General features: G+C 38.4%; 16 protein-coding genes and 1 other annotated feature (1 of these 17 only partly in view). Of the genes, 4 read left to right on the top strand and 12 right to left on the bottom strand.

What is annotated here, in order from left to right; genetic code table 11:
- Positions 1–19: 19 nt before the first annotated feature.
- Positions 20–907 carry a LysR family transcriptional regulator gene (locus ACFSFW_RS17630; RefSeq protein WP_304213584.1) on the bottom strand — a complete coding sequence of 296 codons (888 nt, stop codon included), beginning with the start codon at positions 905–907 and terminating at the stop codon, positions 20–22.
- Positions 908–1,025: 118 nt separating this feature from the next.
- On the opposite strand from ACFSFW_RS17630, the gene ACFSFW_RS17635 reads away from it, so the two are divergent.
- Both ACFSFW_RS17635 and ACFSFW_RS17640 read left to right on the top strand, forming a co-directional pair.
- Entirely contained in the window at positions 1,026–2,216 is a 1,191-nt protein-coding gene (locus ACFSFW_RS17635; RefSeq protein WP_388040170.1) for a coenzyme F420-0:L-glutamate ligase, read from the top strand.
- 196 nt (positions 2,217–2,412) lie between these two features.
- Positions 2,413–3,273: a mechanosensitive ion channel family protein gene (locus ACFSFW_RS17640; RefSeq protein ID WP_388040172.1), complete on the top strand. Its 861-nt coding sequence runs from the start codon at positions 2,413–2,415 to the stop codon at positions 3,271–3,273.
- Positions 3,274–3,438: 165 nt separating this feature from the next.
- Here ACFSFW_RS17640 and ACFSFW_RS17645 read toward each other — a convergent pair whose 3' ends face one another.
- From ACFSFW_RS17645 to ACFSFW_RS17655, 3 genes are all read right to left on the bottom strand, one after another.
- Positions 3,439–4,707 carry a cytosine deaminase gene (locus ACFSFW_RS17645; protein ID WP_388040174.1) on the bottom strand — a complete coding sequence of 423 codons (1,269 nt, stop codon included), beginning with the start codon at positions 4,705–4,707 and terminating at the stop codon, positions 3,439–3,441.
- Complete coding sequence (gene codB, locus ACFSFW_RS17650) at positions 4,697–5,956, bottom strand: cytosine permease (protein WP_388040176.1); 1,260 nt, start codon at positions 5,954–5,956, stop codon at positions 4,697–4,699. The genes ACFSFW_RS17645 and codB overlap by 11 nt, the downstream gene beginning before the upstream one ends.
- Positions 5,957–6,282: 326 nt before the next feature.
- On the bottom strand, positions 6,283–7,020 hold the full coding sequence (locus tag ACFSFW_RS17655) for an SDR family NAD(P)-dependent oxidoreductase (protein ID WP_304213577.1): 738 nt from the start codon (positions 7,018–7,020) through the stop codon (positions 6,283–6,285).
- Between the two features lie 197 nt (positions 7,021–7,217).
- Between ACFSFW_RS17655 and ACFSFW_RS17660 the strand changes: the two genes are divergently transcribed.
- Complete coding sequence (locus ACFSFW_RS17660; protein WP_304213575.1) at positions 7,218–7,820, top strand: TetR/AcrR family transcriptional regulator; 603 nt, start codon at positions 7,218–7,220, stop codon at positions 7,818–7,820.
- A gap of 35 nt (positions 7,821–7,855) precedes the next feature.
- Here ACFSFW_RS17660 and ACFSFW_RS17665 read toward each other — a convergent pair whose 3' ends face one another.
- On the bottom strand, positions 7,856–8,590 hold the full coding sequence (locus ACFSFW_RS17665; protein ID WP_304213573.1) for a sulfite exporter TauE/SafE family protein: 735 nt from the start codon (positions 8,588–8,590) through the stop codon (positions 7,856–7,858).
- A 438-nt stretch (positions 8,591–9,028) separates the two neighbouring features.
- Here ACFSFW_RS17665 and ACFSFW_RS17670 point away from each other — a divergent pair, with 438 nt between their 5' ends.
- Positions 9,029–10,429 carry a purine-cytosine permease family protein gene (locus ACFSFW_RS17670; protein WP_388040179.1) on the top strand — a complete coding sequence of 467 codons (1,401 nt, stop codon included), beginning with the start codon at positions 9,029–9,031 and terminating at the stop codon, positions 10,427–10,429.
- Positions 10,430–10,667: 238 nt separating this feature from the next.
- On the opposite strand, the gene hprK is transcribed toward ACFSFW_RS17670, so the two are convergent.
- The 7 genes from hprK to proB all read right to left on the bottom strand — a co-directional run bounded on the left by hprK (position 10,668) and on the right by proB (position 18,416).
- Positions 10,668–11,606: an HPr(Ser) kinase/phosphatase gene (hprK, locus tag ACFSFW_RS17675; RefSeq protein WP_388040180.1), complete on the bottom strand. Its 939-nt coding sequence runs from the start codon at positions 11,604–11,606 to the stop codon at positions 10,668–10,670.
- A gap of 104 nt (positions 11,607–11,710) precedes the next feature.
- A complete protein-coding gene (locus ACFSFW_RS17680; RefSeq protein WP_388040182.1) occupies positions 11,711–12,553 on the bottom strand; it encodes a sulfurtransferase in 843 nt (280 codons plus the stop codon).
- A 22-nt stretch (positions 12,554–12,575) separates the two neighbouring features.
- On the bottom strand, positions 12,576–13,772 hold the full coding sequence (locus ACFSFW_RS17685; RefSeq protein ID WP_388040184.1) for a class I SAM-dependent rRNA methyltransferase: 1,197 nt from the start codon (positions 13,770–13,772) through the stop codon (positions 12,576–12,578).
- A gap of 112 nt (positions 13,773–13,884) precedes the next feature.
- Positions 13,885–14,487, bottom strand: coding sequence for a hypothetical protein (locus ACFSFW_RS17690; protein WP_388040186.1), 603 nt, complete (start codon positions 14,485–14,487; stop codon positions 13,885–13,887).
- A gap of 22 nt (positions 14,488–14,509) precedes the next feature.
- Positions 14,510–15,682 (bottom strand): Alp7A family actin-like protein, encoded by a 1,173-nt coding sequence (locus ACFSFW_RS17695; RefSeq protein WP_388040187.1) that lies wholly within the window; start codon positions 15,680–15,682, stop codon positions 14,510–14,512.
- A gap of 369 nt (positions 15,683–16,051) precedes the next feature.
- Positions 16,052–17,296: a glutamate-5-semialdehyde dehydrogenase gene (locus tag ACFSFW_RS17700; protein WP_388040189.1), complete on the bottom strand. Its 1,245-nt coding sequence runs from the start codon at positions 17,294–17,296 to the stop codon at positions 16,052–16,054.
- Positions 17,289–18,416, bottom strand: a complete 1,128-nt coding sequence (proB, locus tag ACFSFW_RS17705; protein ID WP_304213552.1) for a glutamate 5-kinase — start codon at positions 18,414–18,416, stop codon at positions 17,289–17,291. The genes ACFSFW_RS17700 and proB overlap by 8 nt, the downstream gene beginning before the upstream one ends.
- Before the next feature lie 51 nt (positions 18,417–18,467).
- Positions 18,468–18,536, bottom strand: a binding site (T-box leader) (it continues 153 nt past the right edge of the window).

Below are 18,536 nucleotides of genomic sequence, written 5' to 3' on the forward strand. Positions count from 1 at the left end.
TTGGAACCATCCCTTATCATCACCCGTCATTTTTAATAATTTCAACAAACTTTGTTGATGCTGGTGATAATGGAACATTTTTAACGTAACAGATTCCAATGCTCCGTTTTGGGATCTGTTCTGTAAGCTTTACCTCTTGTAAGATGCCACTTTTTAAATATTCTTGCGAAAATTCTCTCGTGACACAAGCAATCCCTAGATTTATTTTAGCAAACTCCAATAATAAATCATGGGAACCCAGTTCAAACTCGGGTGATATCCTTAATCCCTTTGACAATAAATATTCCTCGACATATTTTCGCGAAATGGATTTTGGTTCTAAAAAAATTAATGGATATTCTACTAAATCGGATACCTTTACGGTCTTATGTAAAAGCTCTTTATAATCTTTCCCGCACACAAAAATATCATGAATATCCATGCATGGTATTTGCGCAAGGGTAGGATCATTAACCGGGAAGTTACAAATGGCGAGGTCAACCTCTCCTAACTTCAATAAAGAAATAAGCTCCTGGGTTGTCCCATTTTCAATCTTAAATTTTATATTGGGATACTCCGTATGGAAGATTTCTAAATATGCGAGCAAAAAGTATTTCGATATCGTGTCACCGACACCTATTCTTAGTTCCCCTTTTGTTAAATTCTTAAATTCCAAAATCATTTCCTCACCAACATTGATGAGATTCATTGCCGAATGAACATATTCATATAAAAGGTTTCCCTCGTCAGTCAAAGTAACCCCTTTAGGTGTACGGTTAAACAGTCTTATATCCAATTCCTTTTCTAGCTGCATCATCGCTTGACTAACTGCAGGCTGTGTCATAAATAGGTCCTTGGCAGCCTTGGAGAAGCTTCCATTCTTAGCAACTACACTAAAAACCTTATATAAATCTAATTTACCTACCATATTAATACTCCTTATACCCATTATTAGATATATTAATTTTACTTATATCACATGATAGATGTATAGTACTAGTAGATAATATTTACATAAAACTTATCAGCATGTAGGAGTGATTGTTTTGGAAAGAGTAGTTGGAACAGTTGTAAGGGGTTTACGTGGCCCAATTATCAATACAGGTGACAGCATCGAGCAAATCGTTGTTGATACTGTATTAACCGCTTCTGAGGTGGAAGGCTTTACGATTCAAGATAAAGATATCATAACGATTACAGAATCTATTGTTGCTCGTGCTCAAGGTAACTATGTGACAATCGACCATATTGCCAAGGATGTACAATCAAAATTTGGTGATGACACAATCGGTGTTATTTTTCCAATCCTAAGCCGTAACCGTTTTGCAATCAATCTTCGTGGGATTGCAAAAGGCGCGAAGAAAATCGTTCTTATGTTAAGTTATCCATCTGATGAAGTAGGTAATCACCTTGTAGATCTTGATTTACTTGATGAAAAAGGCGTAAATCCTTGGACGGATGTGTTAACAGAGCAACAGTTCCGTGAACTATTTGGACATAATAAACATACTTTTACAGGTGTTGATTACATTGATTACTATAAATCGTTGGTCGAAGAATACGGCGTTGAATGTGAAGTCATCTTCTCAAATAACCCAAGAACAATTCTAGACTATACAAAGAGCGTGCTAACTTGTGACATTCACACAAGATTCCGTACTAAGAAAATTTTAAAGGCAAACGGCGGAGAAAAAATTTATAGCCTTGATAATATTCTTTCAGAATCAATCGATGGCAGTGGCTATAATGAAAACTATGGTTTACTTGGTTCTAACAAAGCAACAGAGGAAAGCGTGAAGCTCTTCCCTCGTAATTGCCAACCAGTTGTAGATCAGATCCAGGAAGTCCTCAAAGAGAAAACTGGTAAAATGGTCGAGGTTATGATTTACGGAGACGGTGCATTTAAAGACCCTGTCGGACAAATTTGGGAGCTTGCTGACCCAGTTGTTTCACCTGCCTACACAGCAGGCCTTGAAGGTACACCAAATGAGGTTAAATTAAAATACCTTGCTGATAATAACTTTGCAGACTTAAAAGGTGAAGAACTTAAAAAGGCAATCTCTGAGTTTATTAAAAATAAAGAAGGCGACCTTGTCGGACAAATGGAAGCACAAGGTACAACACCTAGAAGACTAACGGACCTGATTGGCTCTCTATCTGATTTAACTTCAGGAAGCGGAGACAAAGGTACCCCGTTCATCTATATCCAAGGTTACTTTGATAACTATACGAAATAAGGAATACCAAATCCCCTATAATCACACAGGGGATTTTTTTCTACGTAGACATGTTTCCTTTTTGCAATTTGTGGTATTCTCTTACTAAACAACAATAAGTACCATGGGGACGGTTCTCCTGGTTCGCAAACCCAAGAGAACCGTCCCTGTGGTTCACTGTGGTTCATGGTTTATGATACAAGGAAGGATGATATTTTTGTTTGATTTTCTCGATATTAATTGGGAGGCTCTACTCCTGAATACCGGAATCATCATTTTAAAATTAATCGGTATCTTTATTGCATTTTTCATTGTAAAAAAGATCGGAAACAAAGTAATTGATCGAACCTTTACAAAATTACAGGATAAACAAAACATTACCTTAGGACGAGCTCATACGCTTCAAAGGCTTATGGAAAATATTCTTTCATATGCATTAATCTTTATGTTAGTTGCGTCCATTTTTGGCATTTTCAATATACCTGTTGCAAGTCTGATCGCCGGTGCCGGAATTGTTGGACTGGCTGTTGGTTTTGGAGCACAAGGACTCGTAAGCGACGTTGTGACAGGCTTTTTCTTGTTATTAGAAAAGCAAATCGATGTTAACGATTATGTCACCATTGGAGCTATTGATGGCGTTGTAGAGGCAGTGGGTTTACGCACCACTCAAATTCGCGGCTTTGATGGAACCTTACATTATATTCCGAATCGTGACATTACTAGCGTAAGTAACCATTCCCGCGGAAATATGCGCGCCCTTGTAGATATTGGGATTGCCTATGGGGAAGACATTGATAAAGCGATAACCGTGATGCAAGAGGTATGTGAGCGAGTGGCTGACGAGAATCCAGTGATTGTTGAAGGACCAAATGTCATTGGGGTTCAAGCACTTGGAGTATCAGATGTTGTTCTCCGTGTAATTGCCAAAACAGTAAATGGGGAACATTGGGGTGTTGAGCGTCAGCTTCGAAAAGCGATTAAAGAAGCCTTTGATAAAAACGGAATTGAAATACCATTTCCTCATCAAGTCACCATTCATAAAAATGACGAAAGTCCGCAAAGAATGGGACAAGCATAATTAGAAAAGCGCAAGGCGCCGCCTATCGGCGACAAGCATAAGACGAGCGCTGACAGAAGGCGCTTCTTGCCTTCCGAAGCGATTGGCTTATGACCTCGAGCCGATGGCGCCTGGAGCTAAACATGATTAAAAAGGGGCATCCAGCTGAGGATGCCCCTTCTCTATTCATCGATTAAAATTAACTGTTTCTGTTTGATCCAATGTAATCATTGTTTCACTTGGCTTTGTTTCTGCAATGATTTTTCCATTTCTAAATGAGTAGCGAACTTTCGCTTGCTTTCGGATTGTTTCATATTCATTTTCTGCTGACATGACAACGAAGTTCGCCGGCTTTCCTTCTTCAATTCCGTAGCGATCTTCAATGTGCAGTGTCTTAGCACTGTTTGTTGTAATCAAATCAATGGAATTCACAATTTGCTCATAGCCCATCAATTGTGAAGCGTGGATTCCCATATGAAGAACCTGTAGCATATTGCCCGTTCCTAGTGGATACCATGGGTCAAAAATATCATCATGGCCAAAGCTTACATTTAGTCCCGCTTCTAGTAATTCTTTAACACGAGTAAGACCTCTACGTTTTGGATACGTATCAAATCGACCTTGCAGGTGAATATTTACGAGTGGATTTGACACAAAATTAATATTTGAAAGCTTTAGTAAACGGAAAAGCTTATACGTATACGCATCATTGTATGAACCCATCGCTGTAGTATGGCTTGCTGTTGTACGAGTACCTAGTCCGCGCTCATAGGCTTCCTTTGCCACAACCTCAACAAATCTTGATTGTTCATCATCAATTTCGTCACAATGAATATCAACTAATCGATCATATTTTTCAGCTAAATCAAAAGCAATTTTCATTGAATCAACACCATATTCACGGGTGAATTCAAAGTGAGGAATACCGCCAACGACATCCGCACCCATTTTCATTGCTTCTTCAAGCAATTCTACTCCATTTGGGTAAGATAAAATTCCTTCCTGAGGAAAAGCTACCAGTTGAATATCTACGTAATCCTTCAATTCCTCTTTTACCTCAAGCATTGCTTTTAACGCTGTTAGACTTGGGTCTGTAACATCAACATGCGTACGAACATGCCCTATCCCTTGAGCAATTTGCCATTTTAGTGCTGTTTTCGAACGTGTTTTTACATCCTCATGGGTTAAGGATTCCTTACGCTGTGACCAGCGCTGAATCCCTTCAAATAAAGTACCACTTTGATTCCACTCAGGTTCGCCAGCCGTTAAAGTTGTATCTAAATGGATATGTGGCTCAATGAAAGGTGGCAATACGAGTGAGCCATCTACATCGATTACTTCCTCATTTGCCTCTACTTCGCCTAGTTCTTGCGTGATTTTTTCAAACTGACCTTCTTTGATCACGAGATGCCAGAGACCTTCTTTTCCTCGTAAGGTTGCATTTTTAATAATCAACTGAAATCACCTTTGCTTCTTTTATTTTTTTTACTTCCGCTACTTTCATGAATACGAAGTAAATTACTGCTGTTCCTAGTAGTGCATTTAGCGGTGTAATCCCAGGTGCTACTTGTGCAAAGGCTACACCTACGCCCCACGCCGCAATTGAAACCCAGTTTACTGATTTAAAAGTCATTTCTTCAAAAGCTTTATATTCTCTGCGCTTTACAAAGAAGTAGTCTGTAATGATGATGGCACCGATTGAAGGAATCGCAGCACCAAGGAGAGTTAAGAATCCTACAAAGTTGTTGTACATCCACATTGCTAGTATAGTTCCAACTAGTCCATTTACTACTACGAATACTTTTTTAGGAATCTTCGTAATGTTTGCAAATCCTAACCCTGAAGCATACAGCGCATTGTCATTAGTTGTCCAAATATTTAACCCGAGAACAATAATAGCTGGAATCATTAACCCCTGTAGAAACATTACTTCAGAAATATCTGCTAAGCCATAAGACATCGATCCGATTGCTCCGAAGAAGAACATTAAAGAGTTTCCTAAGAAAAAGGCAATCACTGTTGCAATTACTGCTGAGCGTGATGTTTTGGCAAAACGTGCAAAATCTGGTGTTAACGTTCCTGCGCTAATAAATGACCCGATACAAATCGTAAGTGCTGCTGAAAGTGTGATGGATACGGTTGGTTTGTACTCCATTAGAGCCGCTACTCCACCTAAGGACTCGGTTGCCTCAACTGCTGAGTAGCTACCAAGAATCGCAATTGCTGGTACTGCTACAAATCCTAAAATAACCAGTGCTTTCATTCCAAAAATTGAAGTTGCTGTCATTGCAAGCCCAAAGATGAATATTAAGGCGTACACATTCCAGTGCATTGCATTTGCAACTGGAACTGCGAACATCGCTACACCTACTCCGAACCAACCAACTTGGGTAAATCCTAGTAAAAAGGATGGTAGATACGATCCCTTATCACCAAATGCATACTTTGCCAAAAGGTGTGTCGATAATCCTGTCTTCGATGCGATATAAGCTAGGGTCCCTGTAAAGATTCCTAGAGCCAGATTCCCTGCTAACACGATTATAATAAACTCTGAAAAGGTTAAGCCCATCCCAATTTCCCCACCAGCTAGCATACTTGCTGAGAAAAACGTTAGGCCTAGCATTACGGATAATGTCTTCCAAAAACCGTTTCGATTAGATTGTGGAACTGCTTGCCATGAGAACTCTGAATCCATTTTTTTCATAAATGATTCCTCCTGTATGATCATTTCTGATACCAGAAGCAAGCAGAAAAAAAAGAGGCTAATTACCAGGTATCCTGACAATTAGCCTCTTCATCTATTAAAAGAGCACAGGGAAAGTTTATACACGTATCCCCACGTCTTTTAATAAAATCCCGCCGTCCTTGTCAGCCTCTCTGGACTGAATTAAAGGTACCAGTTATTAAATTAATGTTATTATTGCACAAAAATCTCCATATCGTCAACAACTATATTTAAAATGTTAGACTAGAATACTATTTCCCCGAAAATATAAAAGCCCATCACCAGTAGGGTGATGAGCAATTTTATTATTGAGCTGTATAGCCACCATCAACGATTAAGCTATTTCCTGTCATGAATGTAGAATCATCACTAGCAAGGAATAATACAGCTTTAGCCATTTCTTCAGCTTGTCCAAGGCGTTTCATTGGAGTCATGCCACGTAATACTTCTTTGCTTTCTACAGGAATAATAGGAGTATCAATGAAACCTGGGCAAAGAGCATTTACACGAATATTTTGTTCAGCATATTCAAGTGCTAATGAGCGAGTTAAGTTCACTACGCCGCCTTTTGCTGCGTTATAGGCTGCTGAACCTGGTGATCCCACCCAGCCATACATAGATGCAGTGTTTACGATTACTCCACCATCCGCTTTTAAGAATTCACGGATCGCTTCACGTGCTACTAAGAAAACACCATCTAAGTCAACATTAACCGTATTTCTCCACTCAGAATATTCTAATTCATGTGATGGTTGAACTCGTCCAATACCAGCATTATTGAAAACAATATCCACTTTACCGAATGCTTCAATTGTTTGTTTATAGATATTTGCCACTTCTTCTTCACTTGTAATGTTTGCTTTTACAAATAAAGCTTCTGCGTTTAGCGCTTTCAATTCTTCCTCAAAAGCTTTTCCTTTTTCTTCATTTAAATCAACAAGAACAACCTTTGCCCCTTCTTCAACAAATAAACGAGCTGTTGCTGCTCCAATTCCTGAAGCTCCCCCAGTAATGATAGCCACTTTACCTTGTAATTTTCCCATTATAAAGTCCCCCTTATTGTATAATATGGAGAGTGTTACCCTATAGTAGAGTAATATTTACTCCAAAAGGCTTTGTCACCATTTGGTCACAATTCTATTTTACTATCTTGACTAGACTTAACAATCATCAAAGAAATTCAAAATGTCTAAATAATAGACATTTCCAATAAAACTGTCTATTTTGCGGAGGTTTTTTTATGAATGATGAATTGGATCTCATATCTAAACGACGAAATCGAACCCAAGAACACTTAAAGCATGCCCTTATTGACCTTATCAAAGAAAAAGGATATCATACCGTTTCTGTAAAAGACATTGTAGATAAGGCTTCCTATAATCGCAGCACCTTCTACGTTCACTACCATGACAAAATTGATTTAGCTGAAGACTTGCTAGATTCCATGATGGTAGGATTATGGAACTCGGTTGGAAAACACCATCTTCCTGGACAAAAGGTGTATACATCTAAGATTGGCAAGCCTTCTTTTAATATCGTTTCCTATATTGATGAGCATCGAGATTTTTTTGAACTTATTAAATATGACGACACTCTACCAGGGCTACATACAAGTTTCCCTCAAACCATTTTAAAAATTTATCAAGAAAAATTTTTATTTGAAACGATCAACAATATTCCGGTCAACATGGACTATTTTAAACGCTATACAGCCTATGGCTTTTACGGACTCATCCAAAATTGGATTACTAGCGGATTCAAAGAATCCCAAGAGGAATTTATTGAGGAAGTCATTGAATTAACAAAAACGCATATCTATTCGTTTAAATACACAGGAAACTAAAAAAATCTGGACTATTTTTAAGTCCAGATTTTTATTTAAAGCACATTCTCAGTAACAATTTGAAAAATAAGAAGTACCGTTACAACCCTTAAAATCGGCTTTACATACTGGGGCTTTATTTTCTGCGCAATACGCACCCCAATTTGTGCTCCTGTAAAAGAACCTAGTAACAAAGCAATGGCAACTGGCCAAATAAGCTTACCTGTCGCAATATAGGTCACCGCAGCCCCAAAGCAACTAGAAAACGTAGCAAGGCGCACTAATCCAACCGCACGAATGTATGCAATATTTAAATGATTATATAGATAAAGCATTAAAGTCCCCTGACCAGGTCCAAATAGCCCATCATAAATGCCAATACTATATAGCCCAGGTACACTAATTTTATTGAACTTCAAAGGCTCATTTCCGGTAAAATCTCCTTTTCCCACAAAAGAAACAATAAAAGCGAAAAGTAGCAGGACAATTGCCACAATATACATGTTTTCAGCTGATATCCGTGAAGCAATAAGGCCCCCGCTTATCCCACCAGAAAGACTAACCGGTATAATCCAAATCGATTCTTTTAAAGAGAGCTCCTTTTTCCGTAGCAAGTAGAAAAAACTCGAGAACGAACTAATTGTATTTGAAACCTTATTTGCTCCAATTGCCGAATGAACAGGAACACCCAAAAGCAACATCGACGGCAAACTAATTAACCCCCCACCACCAGCAAGCGTCCCCAAAGTCGTTGCACAAATCCCAATGAAAAACAGAATAATATACTCCATTTTTTACCACCCCTTGTACCTTAAGTATAGTAGTAAAAGAGTGATTAGGAAATTTAATCTTTATTATAGAAATAGATAAGTATTTCCTATGGTACAAATGTTACCCTTCTCATTTAGTCTCCGTAACGATTGCCGAAATCCGAAATTTTATAAATCCAAATTAGTATATAAATCAAACCAATCTATATAATACGCACATTCACTAGCATTTCGGATGTATGGTTCGGTATTTAGGGCTAATTCTAAGACAGACCCGGATTATGTAACCTAGACATGTTGTAAATAGGTTTTATCACGGAATATGCTGTTTTATCGCATTTGCAACCTTGTAAACATCATTGTTACAATTATAATTGGTTAAGCAGACTGTACGTTCTTATTTAATTTATCAAGAAATGTAAATGTGAAAACATTCACATAAAAAAGGGAGTTGATAAAATGGGATCTAATATCCAATCGGAGCAAAATCGCAACGAAGCGTTGAGTGATGACTATTCCTTGGATAGAGTACCTCTTAACAAAAGAAACATGAATTGGTTAAGTATAACGAATATTACATTCGGAATTGCAACGGCTATTTTTTATTTTCAAATGGGAAGTGTAATGGCACTTCAATTTGGTGCTATTAACGCCATCATTTCCGCTATATATGCGATTATCGTTGCCGGTATTCTTGGAACATTCATTGCGTACCTATCTGCAAAGTCAGGTATGAACGTAAATTTATTATCAAGGGGTGGCGGGTTCGGCTATATTGGCGCATCATTAACCTCCATTATTTATGCCACAAATTTCATCATGTATTGTGCACTTGAAGGTTTAATCTTAGTTTCCGCAGTCCATGAATTCTTACCTAGTATTCCAGAATGGGCTTTAATTCTTTTCTTCGGCACCATTGTCATTCCATTAAACTGGTTTGGAATTAAGCAGTTGGATAAATTGCAAAAATGGTCATTGCCATTGTTCGGTGTCTTTTTAGTTGCGGCAATCGTAGTGGCAGCTATCAAGCCATCTGTTTACGATGGAACTTTCTGGTCCTATATGCCGGAAAATGTCCAGGTTGGAGGAACTGCTCTCTTGCTTTGTATTGGCATGCAGCACGGGATTATGGGACTAACTCCACTACTTGCATCTGATTATGCACGATTCCTTAAACCTAAGGACACGAAAATTGGAGTATTTGCAATCGGGTTTGTCCCGCAGATCTTCTGTTTTGGTGTAATGGGCGGCTTAGGTATTTGGTTTGGTGTTCGTCTAGGCGAACCAAACCCTGGTGTGTATATCGTAATGCTTCTAGGAATGTGGGGAGCGTTGTTTACTATGATTACCCAAGTAAGAATTAACGTCACAAATATCTATAGTGGTTCACTATCTCTTTCAAATTTCTTCGAAAACATATTTAACTTTAAACCCGGAAGACGCTTTTGGGTAGTTGTAACCGGAGTATCTGCCATCTTCTTAATGCTTACCGATATTGTCAATCATCTTGGCACAGTCTTGACCTTCCAAGGGGTCTTCTTATTATCTTGGGCAGCTATTTTAGTTACAGATGCTGTCTTTGTTAAGAAATTATTAAAAATTGGCCCTGGATATTACGAGGCGAGACAAGAAAACTTGTATAAATGGAATCCCGTCGGTGTTGCTGCTTTATTAATTTCAAGTGCCCTCGGTACAGTAGCCGCACTTGGATTTATGGGAACCTTTTTACAAAGTACGGCAGCATTTTTCGCGGCAATCCTTGCATCTATCCTAACCATTATTTTGGCCGTTGCCACAAAAGGAAAATATTACATTAAAAAAGAAGCAACAGATATCAAAAAGGAAGAGTACGTCGCTTAACACTAAAACCCTCTACTTATTTAAAAAATGTAGAGGGTTTTTTTATAACCGTATAAGAGTAACTGGGCATGGGCAGTGCCCTCATTTGGCACCGGCAGTAGATTCCTTGGTTCCTAACCGCATACTATAATATTTAATCAGGGCATCGCCAAGACCTCATCCATATTGGCAAGGCCCATAAAAAATTGAAAACCAAGTTCAACTCAAAATAAGTTTCTCAGATATTGAAACTTCCCCTTTATTTATCACCATTAGAGGTCGTCAATTCATCATCAATCCTACTCATGAACTCCTCCGCCGCATTGTAACCCTGCTGCTTTAAATACCAGTTATTTGCAGCTGCCTCAATTAGCCCTGCGACATCTCGCCCAGGCTGAAGCTGAATCTCAATCGAAGGGATTTTAACACCCATATATTCCATCGTATTGATTTCTTGTTCTAGCTCATTATACAAAGCATCTTTTTCCCACTTCGTCAAATGAATATCAAGGGAGATGCGGGTTTCATCCTGAAAAGCTTTTCGTCCGTACATTCGAACCACATTTAATAACCCGATACTGCGAAGAGCTAAAAACTCCTTTGTTTTTTCATCATGTGTACCTAGAATCGTTTGTGGACTTAGCTTTTTTAAGACGACGATATCATCTGCTACAAGACGATGTCCCCTGCGAATCAAGGTATGCGCAGTCTCACTTTTTCCTACACCCGAATTCCCCCGAATCAGGATACCAATCCCTGACACATTCATACAAACACCGTGTACAGCAATTTCTTCCGCTAATTCCTTAATTAAATAGGCATCCAATCTTACAATATAATCAGAAGTAATCTCAGGCTGATTTGTAACCAGCAATGGAATGCCTTGTTCCACACAATGCTGTTTTAAATAGGTTAACCCCTCTTCCCCACATGTTACGATAAAACAAGGAGGATGGTACTTAACAATATTTCCAATCCGAATTCTACGTTCTTCTTTTGTAAGTTTATGTAAATATGTGACTTCCTTTTCTCCTAAAATTTGAACCCGCTCTGTTGGAAAAAAGTCAAAGTGACCAACGAACTCTAGACCCGGTCGATGTACACGGGATTGCGTAATTGTATTCTGTAACTGGTCTTCACCAGCCAATACCTTCAATGAAAACTTACGAACCAAGTCTTCCACGGTTATCCTTTTCACAGTAGCCTCACCGTCCAAATCATGTTTAAATGTATTATACTTTATTAGGGGTGGAAACGTCATCAGTATGTTAATGAAAAAGAGCCTCCCTTTAGGAAAGGCTCTTATCTCTCATTCCCTTTTGCAACCGGATTTTCTTCATAAGAAACCCAATCACTATAACTACCTGCATATAGCCTAACATCCTTAAAACCTGCCATTTTCAAAGCAATATAATTAGGAGTAGCTGTTACACCTGACCCACAATAAACGATGATTGGGTCTTCTTTATTAAGGTCTGCAAATCTCTTTTTCTGTTCTTCACTATCTTTGAAGGTTCCTTGTTCCATACCCTCTATCCAACATCTATTTATTGCGCGGGGAATATGTCCTGCGATTCGATCGATAGGTTCAATTTCCCCTTTATAGCGGCTTTCATCTCTCGAGTCTATTAAAATGGGAGAGTCTTTTTTCTGATCAACGATTTCCTTAACTTCTTCATAAGAAGCTAGCATGTCTTCTCGTATATTTATGTTAAATGAAGTTGATTCTAGTTCTGGTATTTCATTGGTAGTAGGATAGCCCGCTTCAGTCCAGCCTTTAAATCCTTCGTTTAATACATAAACCTTTTCATGTCCAAGATAGGTCAGTAACCACCAAAAACGGGATGCAAACTGACCTTCACCCCCATCATAAGCAACTACTGTTTTTGAATGATCAATTCCAACTTTCTCAACTTCTAGCTTAAATTGCTCTATTTCTGGAAGTGGATGTCTTCCCCCATGCTCCGACACAGGAGCGGATAACTGCTTTTCTAAATCAAAATAAAAAGCACCCGGAATATGACTTTCCTGATAGAGCCTTTCTCCTTGGGTTGGATTTCCTAAAGCAAACCGGCAATCCACAATTTTTACATCCTTGTTATGTAATTGTTCAACAAGCCAATCCTTATTCACTACGAAACCCATCTCATCGCCTCCATCTTCATTCTTAGCCCTTTAGCTTTTTGACAAATACTACTTTTAGATAGTTTCCTTCCTTAAATTGCGAAATTGTTTGAAAGTCCGAAGGTAATGTAAATTCCTCTTTAATTTCGTATTTGCAATTACTTTCCTTAAACGCCGCATCAATAAAGCCCTTAAATTTTTTCATGTCAAAGGATGCACTATTTGTTGAAGCAACAATTACCCCATTATTTTCTGTAATGACAATTGCTTCCTTCAAGAGATTTTTATAGTCCTTTTCAGCGCTAAACGTCATTTTCTTCGATCTTGCAAAACTAGGAGGATCAAGAATGACCACGTCAAATTTCAAGTTCTTTTTACCTGCGTATTTAAAATAGTGAAAAACATCCTCAACTATAATATCATGGGCCTCATAATCAATTCCGTTTACACTAAACTGCTCAATCGTTTTCGGCAAACTGCGATTCGCTAAATCCACACTAGTTGTCTTTGCAGCTCCACCCTTTGCTGCAAACACAGAAAAGGCGCCGGTGTATGAAAAAGTATTTAATACAGTCTTCCCTTCGGCATACTTATCGCGAATCGTCCTTCTTACATCCCGCTGATCGAGAAACACCCCAACCATGGCTTCTTCGTTAAAATAAACGGCAAAATTAACTCCGTTTTCTTTAACAATAATCGGAAACTGGCCACGTTCACCTTCTACAAACCCGTCTTCTTCAATAAATTTCCCGTCTTCACGAAATCGTTTTTTCTGATAAATGGCTTTATACTGGGCTAGATTTTTAAGTGAGGTTATCACATGATCGGAATATGCATAAATACCTTTACTGTACCAATTGATTAAATAATACTCATCAAAATAATCAATGGTGAAGCCCCCAATACCGTCTCCTTCTCCATTAAATACACGGAAGGCATTTGTTTCCTTGTCATTAAAAAATGACTTTCTTTTGTCTAAGGCAGCTTTGATCTTCCTTTCAAAAAAAGACTGATCAATCTTTTCATCCATATTTCTCGTTAGGATCCAGCCATATCCTTTATTTTGCTTGCCGTAATAACCCTTTCCAATAAATATATTTCTCTCGTCAACAAGGTTAATTAGGGCTCCCTCTTCTAAATGGCCTGTATGATTCATCACTTGCTTTGTAACAAGAGGATAACCCCCTTTATACTTATTCGCGAGTTTTGAATTTACTTGTATATTCAATTCCGTTTCCATGATCTCCATCCTTATCCTTAGGTTTTCTTTCTACTATGATACAGTTCTCTTCGTTCATTTAAAAGGGACAGTACCACGCTACCATTTAGTAACGAGTACTGTCCCTTCGTTTTTACTTATTCATTGCAGAAAGAAAATCCCCCAAAAGACTGTCTAAATCAGCATCCTCCGCATCATTATCTTCTTCTTTTGGTTCATCTTGCTTAGCAGCTTCCCAGTTAAAATTATTTAAGTCATCCTCAAAGTTGGACGCATCTTCAGTTACTGCGACTTCGTCAGCTGATTGTAAATAGCCTTCCTCAGCAATTGGCTTAACCTTATGTTCCTCGACGGATAATTCCTCTTGAAGATATAAGGCTTCATCTAAATCTACTGATTTGCTATTTAACGATGCTAGTAGTGCAGTCGCACGAACTGGGTCAGATAAAAGGTGGTAAATAATACTTCCTAGCAATGCCTCCGAGTGCCCATGCTTAAGCCAGTTGCGCTGTGATTTACTTAATTTATGAGGGAGTGGAACGGTAATCACTTCCCGCTCCCTTGAATAGGTCTGGCCGACTCCTTGCATGACAAACTCAGCGATTTTACTAGAAAAATTCCTTCGCTCTGTTTCCTTCAGTTTTTGTAGATGCTTTAATAAATGATCAGGTGTATCAGATGGTACTCGAAACGAAATCGCTTGGCCCCTCTTTACCTCAGGTGAGGTTGTTTTCATAGGATCACCTTATCTTGAGATATTATTTTTTTACTGGCTCTTGTGGTAACTTTTGCTTCTCATTTTTTCTTATAAAGTCAGTAATGAGCTTATAATAGGCATTTGCCATCATCCAAATACTTTCTTTTTCATCTTCAAAGAATTCAATATTATAACCGTCGAGGTTGTTATTTAATGTTTTAATATAATCCTTTAGCACATTTGATCCGCCACCCACGAAATAGCAGATTTCCGTTTGAGAGTTTTTCAGCCAAACATTGCGAAGTAATCGATATTGCTTTTTCGCCAATTCAAGCAAGATGCGGTCCGTAATATCATGAACGCTTGTCCGACTACCTTTTACCATAATATGATTTCGGTTGTTTTTTCTCGTAATAATATCAACTACATCTCGGCGGCTATCTAACTCTATTCCATGCTTAGAGCGTATTTCTTCTCTAATTGCTTCTAAAGACTCAGATACCCCAAGATTAAAGCCTTGGGCCTTATCATCATCGACAGTTCGGTTACGAATCACCGCAATATCCGTAGAAAGACCACCAATATCCTGAATTAAAATCCGTTTATCAATTAAATCCTTATTGATTACTTTCAGATTATTATCCATTACAAGATTAATATAAGCGGCAAAACCTTCTGGATAGATTTTGACTTCATTGAATTTAATGTTGACCTTTAATCCTTGATATCTTGGTGTTACAAGAAATTCCACTTGATGAACGGATCCAGTTAGCTTTGAACGATATCCAGCATCTTTTCCTTCTTTTACTTCTCGAAGTGGTAATCCTGTTCCTAGCGTGTAATTTGCATCAATTACATTTTTTGACCTTGGAAACGAAGATGTATTACCCTCCCGTACCGCATCCAATGCCAAAGTAGCAAAAAGCATAATTAATGTCTGATCCTCTTCTGATTTGCTGCTACCTGGGTCCAACTCTGATGCACTGTTACTCTTGGTTGCTAAATGCCCTACACGATAAATGACATTATTCTCTTTTAGGGCAGGGGAGTGAACCTTAATATGAAGTCCTTCCAATGGATCCTTACTATTTAATTCTTCTATTCCAATTACCGGACGGTCCTCGGTGTCTCTTGCAATAATATTAGGTATATTTAATTCGTACTCTAGTTCTCCGAAGATCGCCTTAATAGAGTCATTTCCAACATCAACTGCTGCAATTCTGGACATAGTCATTCAAACATCATCCCTTTTCAATTTAGTTAGATTTGTTGCTATGTACATCTGTTGAACTTTTTTACCTATTAAAAGCGTATAAGAGATTACTAGATTCCACAATGATTCTCAGTAAAAAGAAACAAAACTGTAAACCTGTAAACACTTTGTAAACATGTCGTTTTTTGTATACATTTCTGTAAACATTGAATACAAACTCGTACACATGTTGTCATACCGGGATGTATACAGATTTGTAAACATGTAAACAGATTTGTATACACCTTGTATACTTTTTGTGTACATGTAAACAAATTTGTAAACAACAAGAAAATAAAAAAGATGCTTCCAAAATTATTGGAAACATCCCCTATATTTCGTATTCAATTTTTACTTAATTTGCCCGTTTCCACGAATTGTATATTTGGTGGAGGTTAAGGCCTGTAACCCCATTGGTCCACGAGCATGTAGTTTTTGAGTACTAATTCCAATTTCTGCACCAAATCCAAATTCAAATCCGTCTGTGAACCTGGTTGATGCATTATGGTAGACAGCTGCTGCATCCACTTCTGTAAAAAATTTCTCTACATTTTCAACGCTCGATGAGATAATGGCTTCGGAATGCTTTGTTCCATATCGATTAATATGGGTAATAGCCTCTTCTACACCCTCAACCACTTTCACGGCAATTTCTAGCCCTAAAAATTCCGTACCCCAGTCTTCCAAGCTCGCAGGAATAATTTCCTTTCCTACTTTTTGGACCATTTCATCCCCATGTATTTGAACGTCTTTTTCCTGCATGGCTGTTATCAATTCTTGTATATGCTTTGATGCCCAATCCTTTTGGACAAGAACATTTTCAATCGCATTACATACCGATGGACGTTGTGTTTTCGCGTTAATTGCAATCTCAAGCGCCATTTTTGGATCTGCTGTTTCATCTATATAAACATGACAATTTCCTGCTCCTGTTTCTAATACAGGAACTGTCGAATTTTGTACAACTGTTTGAATTAACTTCGCACCACCACGCGGAATCAACACATCTAGATACTCATTTAACTTGAACATTTCCGATGCTGTTTCTCGGCTTGTATCCTCTACTAGTTGAACAGCCTCAACTGGTAGATTACTTAACTCAAGCGCATGCTGGATAACCTTCACAAGCGCTTTATTTGAATGAATCGCTGTAGAGCTACCACGAAGGAGTACTGCATTTCCCGTTTTTAAACATAAACTAGATGCGTCAACCGTTACATTTGGTCTTGCCTCATAAATCATTCCGATTACCCCTAGAGGAACTCGAACTTGGGCAATCTGAAGTCCGTTTGGACGCTCCCATTCCTCTATTAATTGTCCAATTGGATCCTCTAGTTTCGTTAATTGAACAAGGGCATCTGCCATATCTTGAATCCGCTGTTCATTTAACTTTAAGCGGTCAAGTATAGACTCACTCATTCCATTTTCTTTTCCTGTTTGTAAATCCTTGTTGTTTTCTTCCAAAATAAACGTTTGTTCTTTGATCAGTTGCTCAGAAATTGTCGAAAGAGCCTTGTTCTTTTGTTCTGTGGTTGCCTTTGCTAAAAGCGATGCTGCTGATTTTGCCTTTTTCCCTTTTAGAATTAACTCACTCATACTTAACTCTCCTCTCTTTTTGACTTACCCAATTATCTCTATGAATGACAACACGCTGATCACTGTTTACCTTAACCATAGCCTTTGTGCTCGATAAACCCTTAATTTCTACTAATTGTTCAGAAGAATAATTTACTTTTCCTTTTCCGATTATATCTCCTTTAAGGTTTACAACCTCCACAACATCATTGATTCTAAAATCTCCAATTATGTTTGTAATACCTGCAGGGAGAAGACTTTTACCATGCCTTAAAATGGCCGCTGCCGCACCCTGGTCCACTTCAATTTTCCCACTTGGGATCGAGTGTAAGGCTAACCACTGCTTCGACGTATTCATACTAGGTCGTGAGGAATCTCCAATATACGTTCCATCCCCTTTTCCTGCAAGAATATCGACAAATTTTTCGTCTCCAGAACCAGATCCAATAAACACTTTTACTCCTAAACCAACAGCTGTCCTTGCTGCCTCAATTTTTGACTTCATTCCTCCAGTGCCTACATTTGACCCTGCTCCAGAAGCTCCACTTACTAATTCATCGTTAATCTCATTGAGGAAGTTATACCTCTTTGCATTTGGATGTGTTCGTGGATTTTGATCATAGATGCCATTGACATCTGTTATGATAATTAAAAAGTTAGCATGTACAAGGCCACTTACTAATGCCGATAACATGTCATTATCTCCAAAGTTTAATTCTTCTAATGATACGGAGTCATTCTCATTAATAATGGGTACAACATTCCGTTTTAGAAGTTCCGATAGAGTTGCATTAGCATTGTTGTACTGATCCTTGTATAGAAAATTTTGTCTTGTTAATAGTAATTGCGCGGCAACAATACCATGTTTTTTAAATTCTTCCGTATACCCTCTTAGTAGAAGTCCTTGGCCCACTGCTGCGGCTGCTTGCTTACCAGCGACAGTCTTAGGGCGGGAAGAATAGCCAAGGTCCATGAATCCAGCCGCAACGGCCCCAGATGAAATGAGAATGACTTCATGCCCAAGTTCTTTTAAACGAGCTATCGCATCCACATGTTCTCTAAGCTTATCGTTACTAAGGCCACCATTTTGATTTGTTAAAGAACTGCTCCCTATTTTGACAACAATTCGCTTCTTCTTCATTTCATTCACCACCCATTAAATTCTATAAAAAAAGGCCCTTTCATCCCTATAAAAAAGGACGAAAAGACCATGCCTTTCGTGGTACCACCTTTATTGATACTAGAATCGCTCTTAGTATCC

It is taken from the genome of Ferdinandcohnia salidurans (assembly GCF_042680725.1).
Classification (GTDB): Bacteria; Bacillota; Bacilli; order Bacillales; family Bacillaceae_L; genus Ferdinandcohnia; species Ferdinandcohnia salidurans.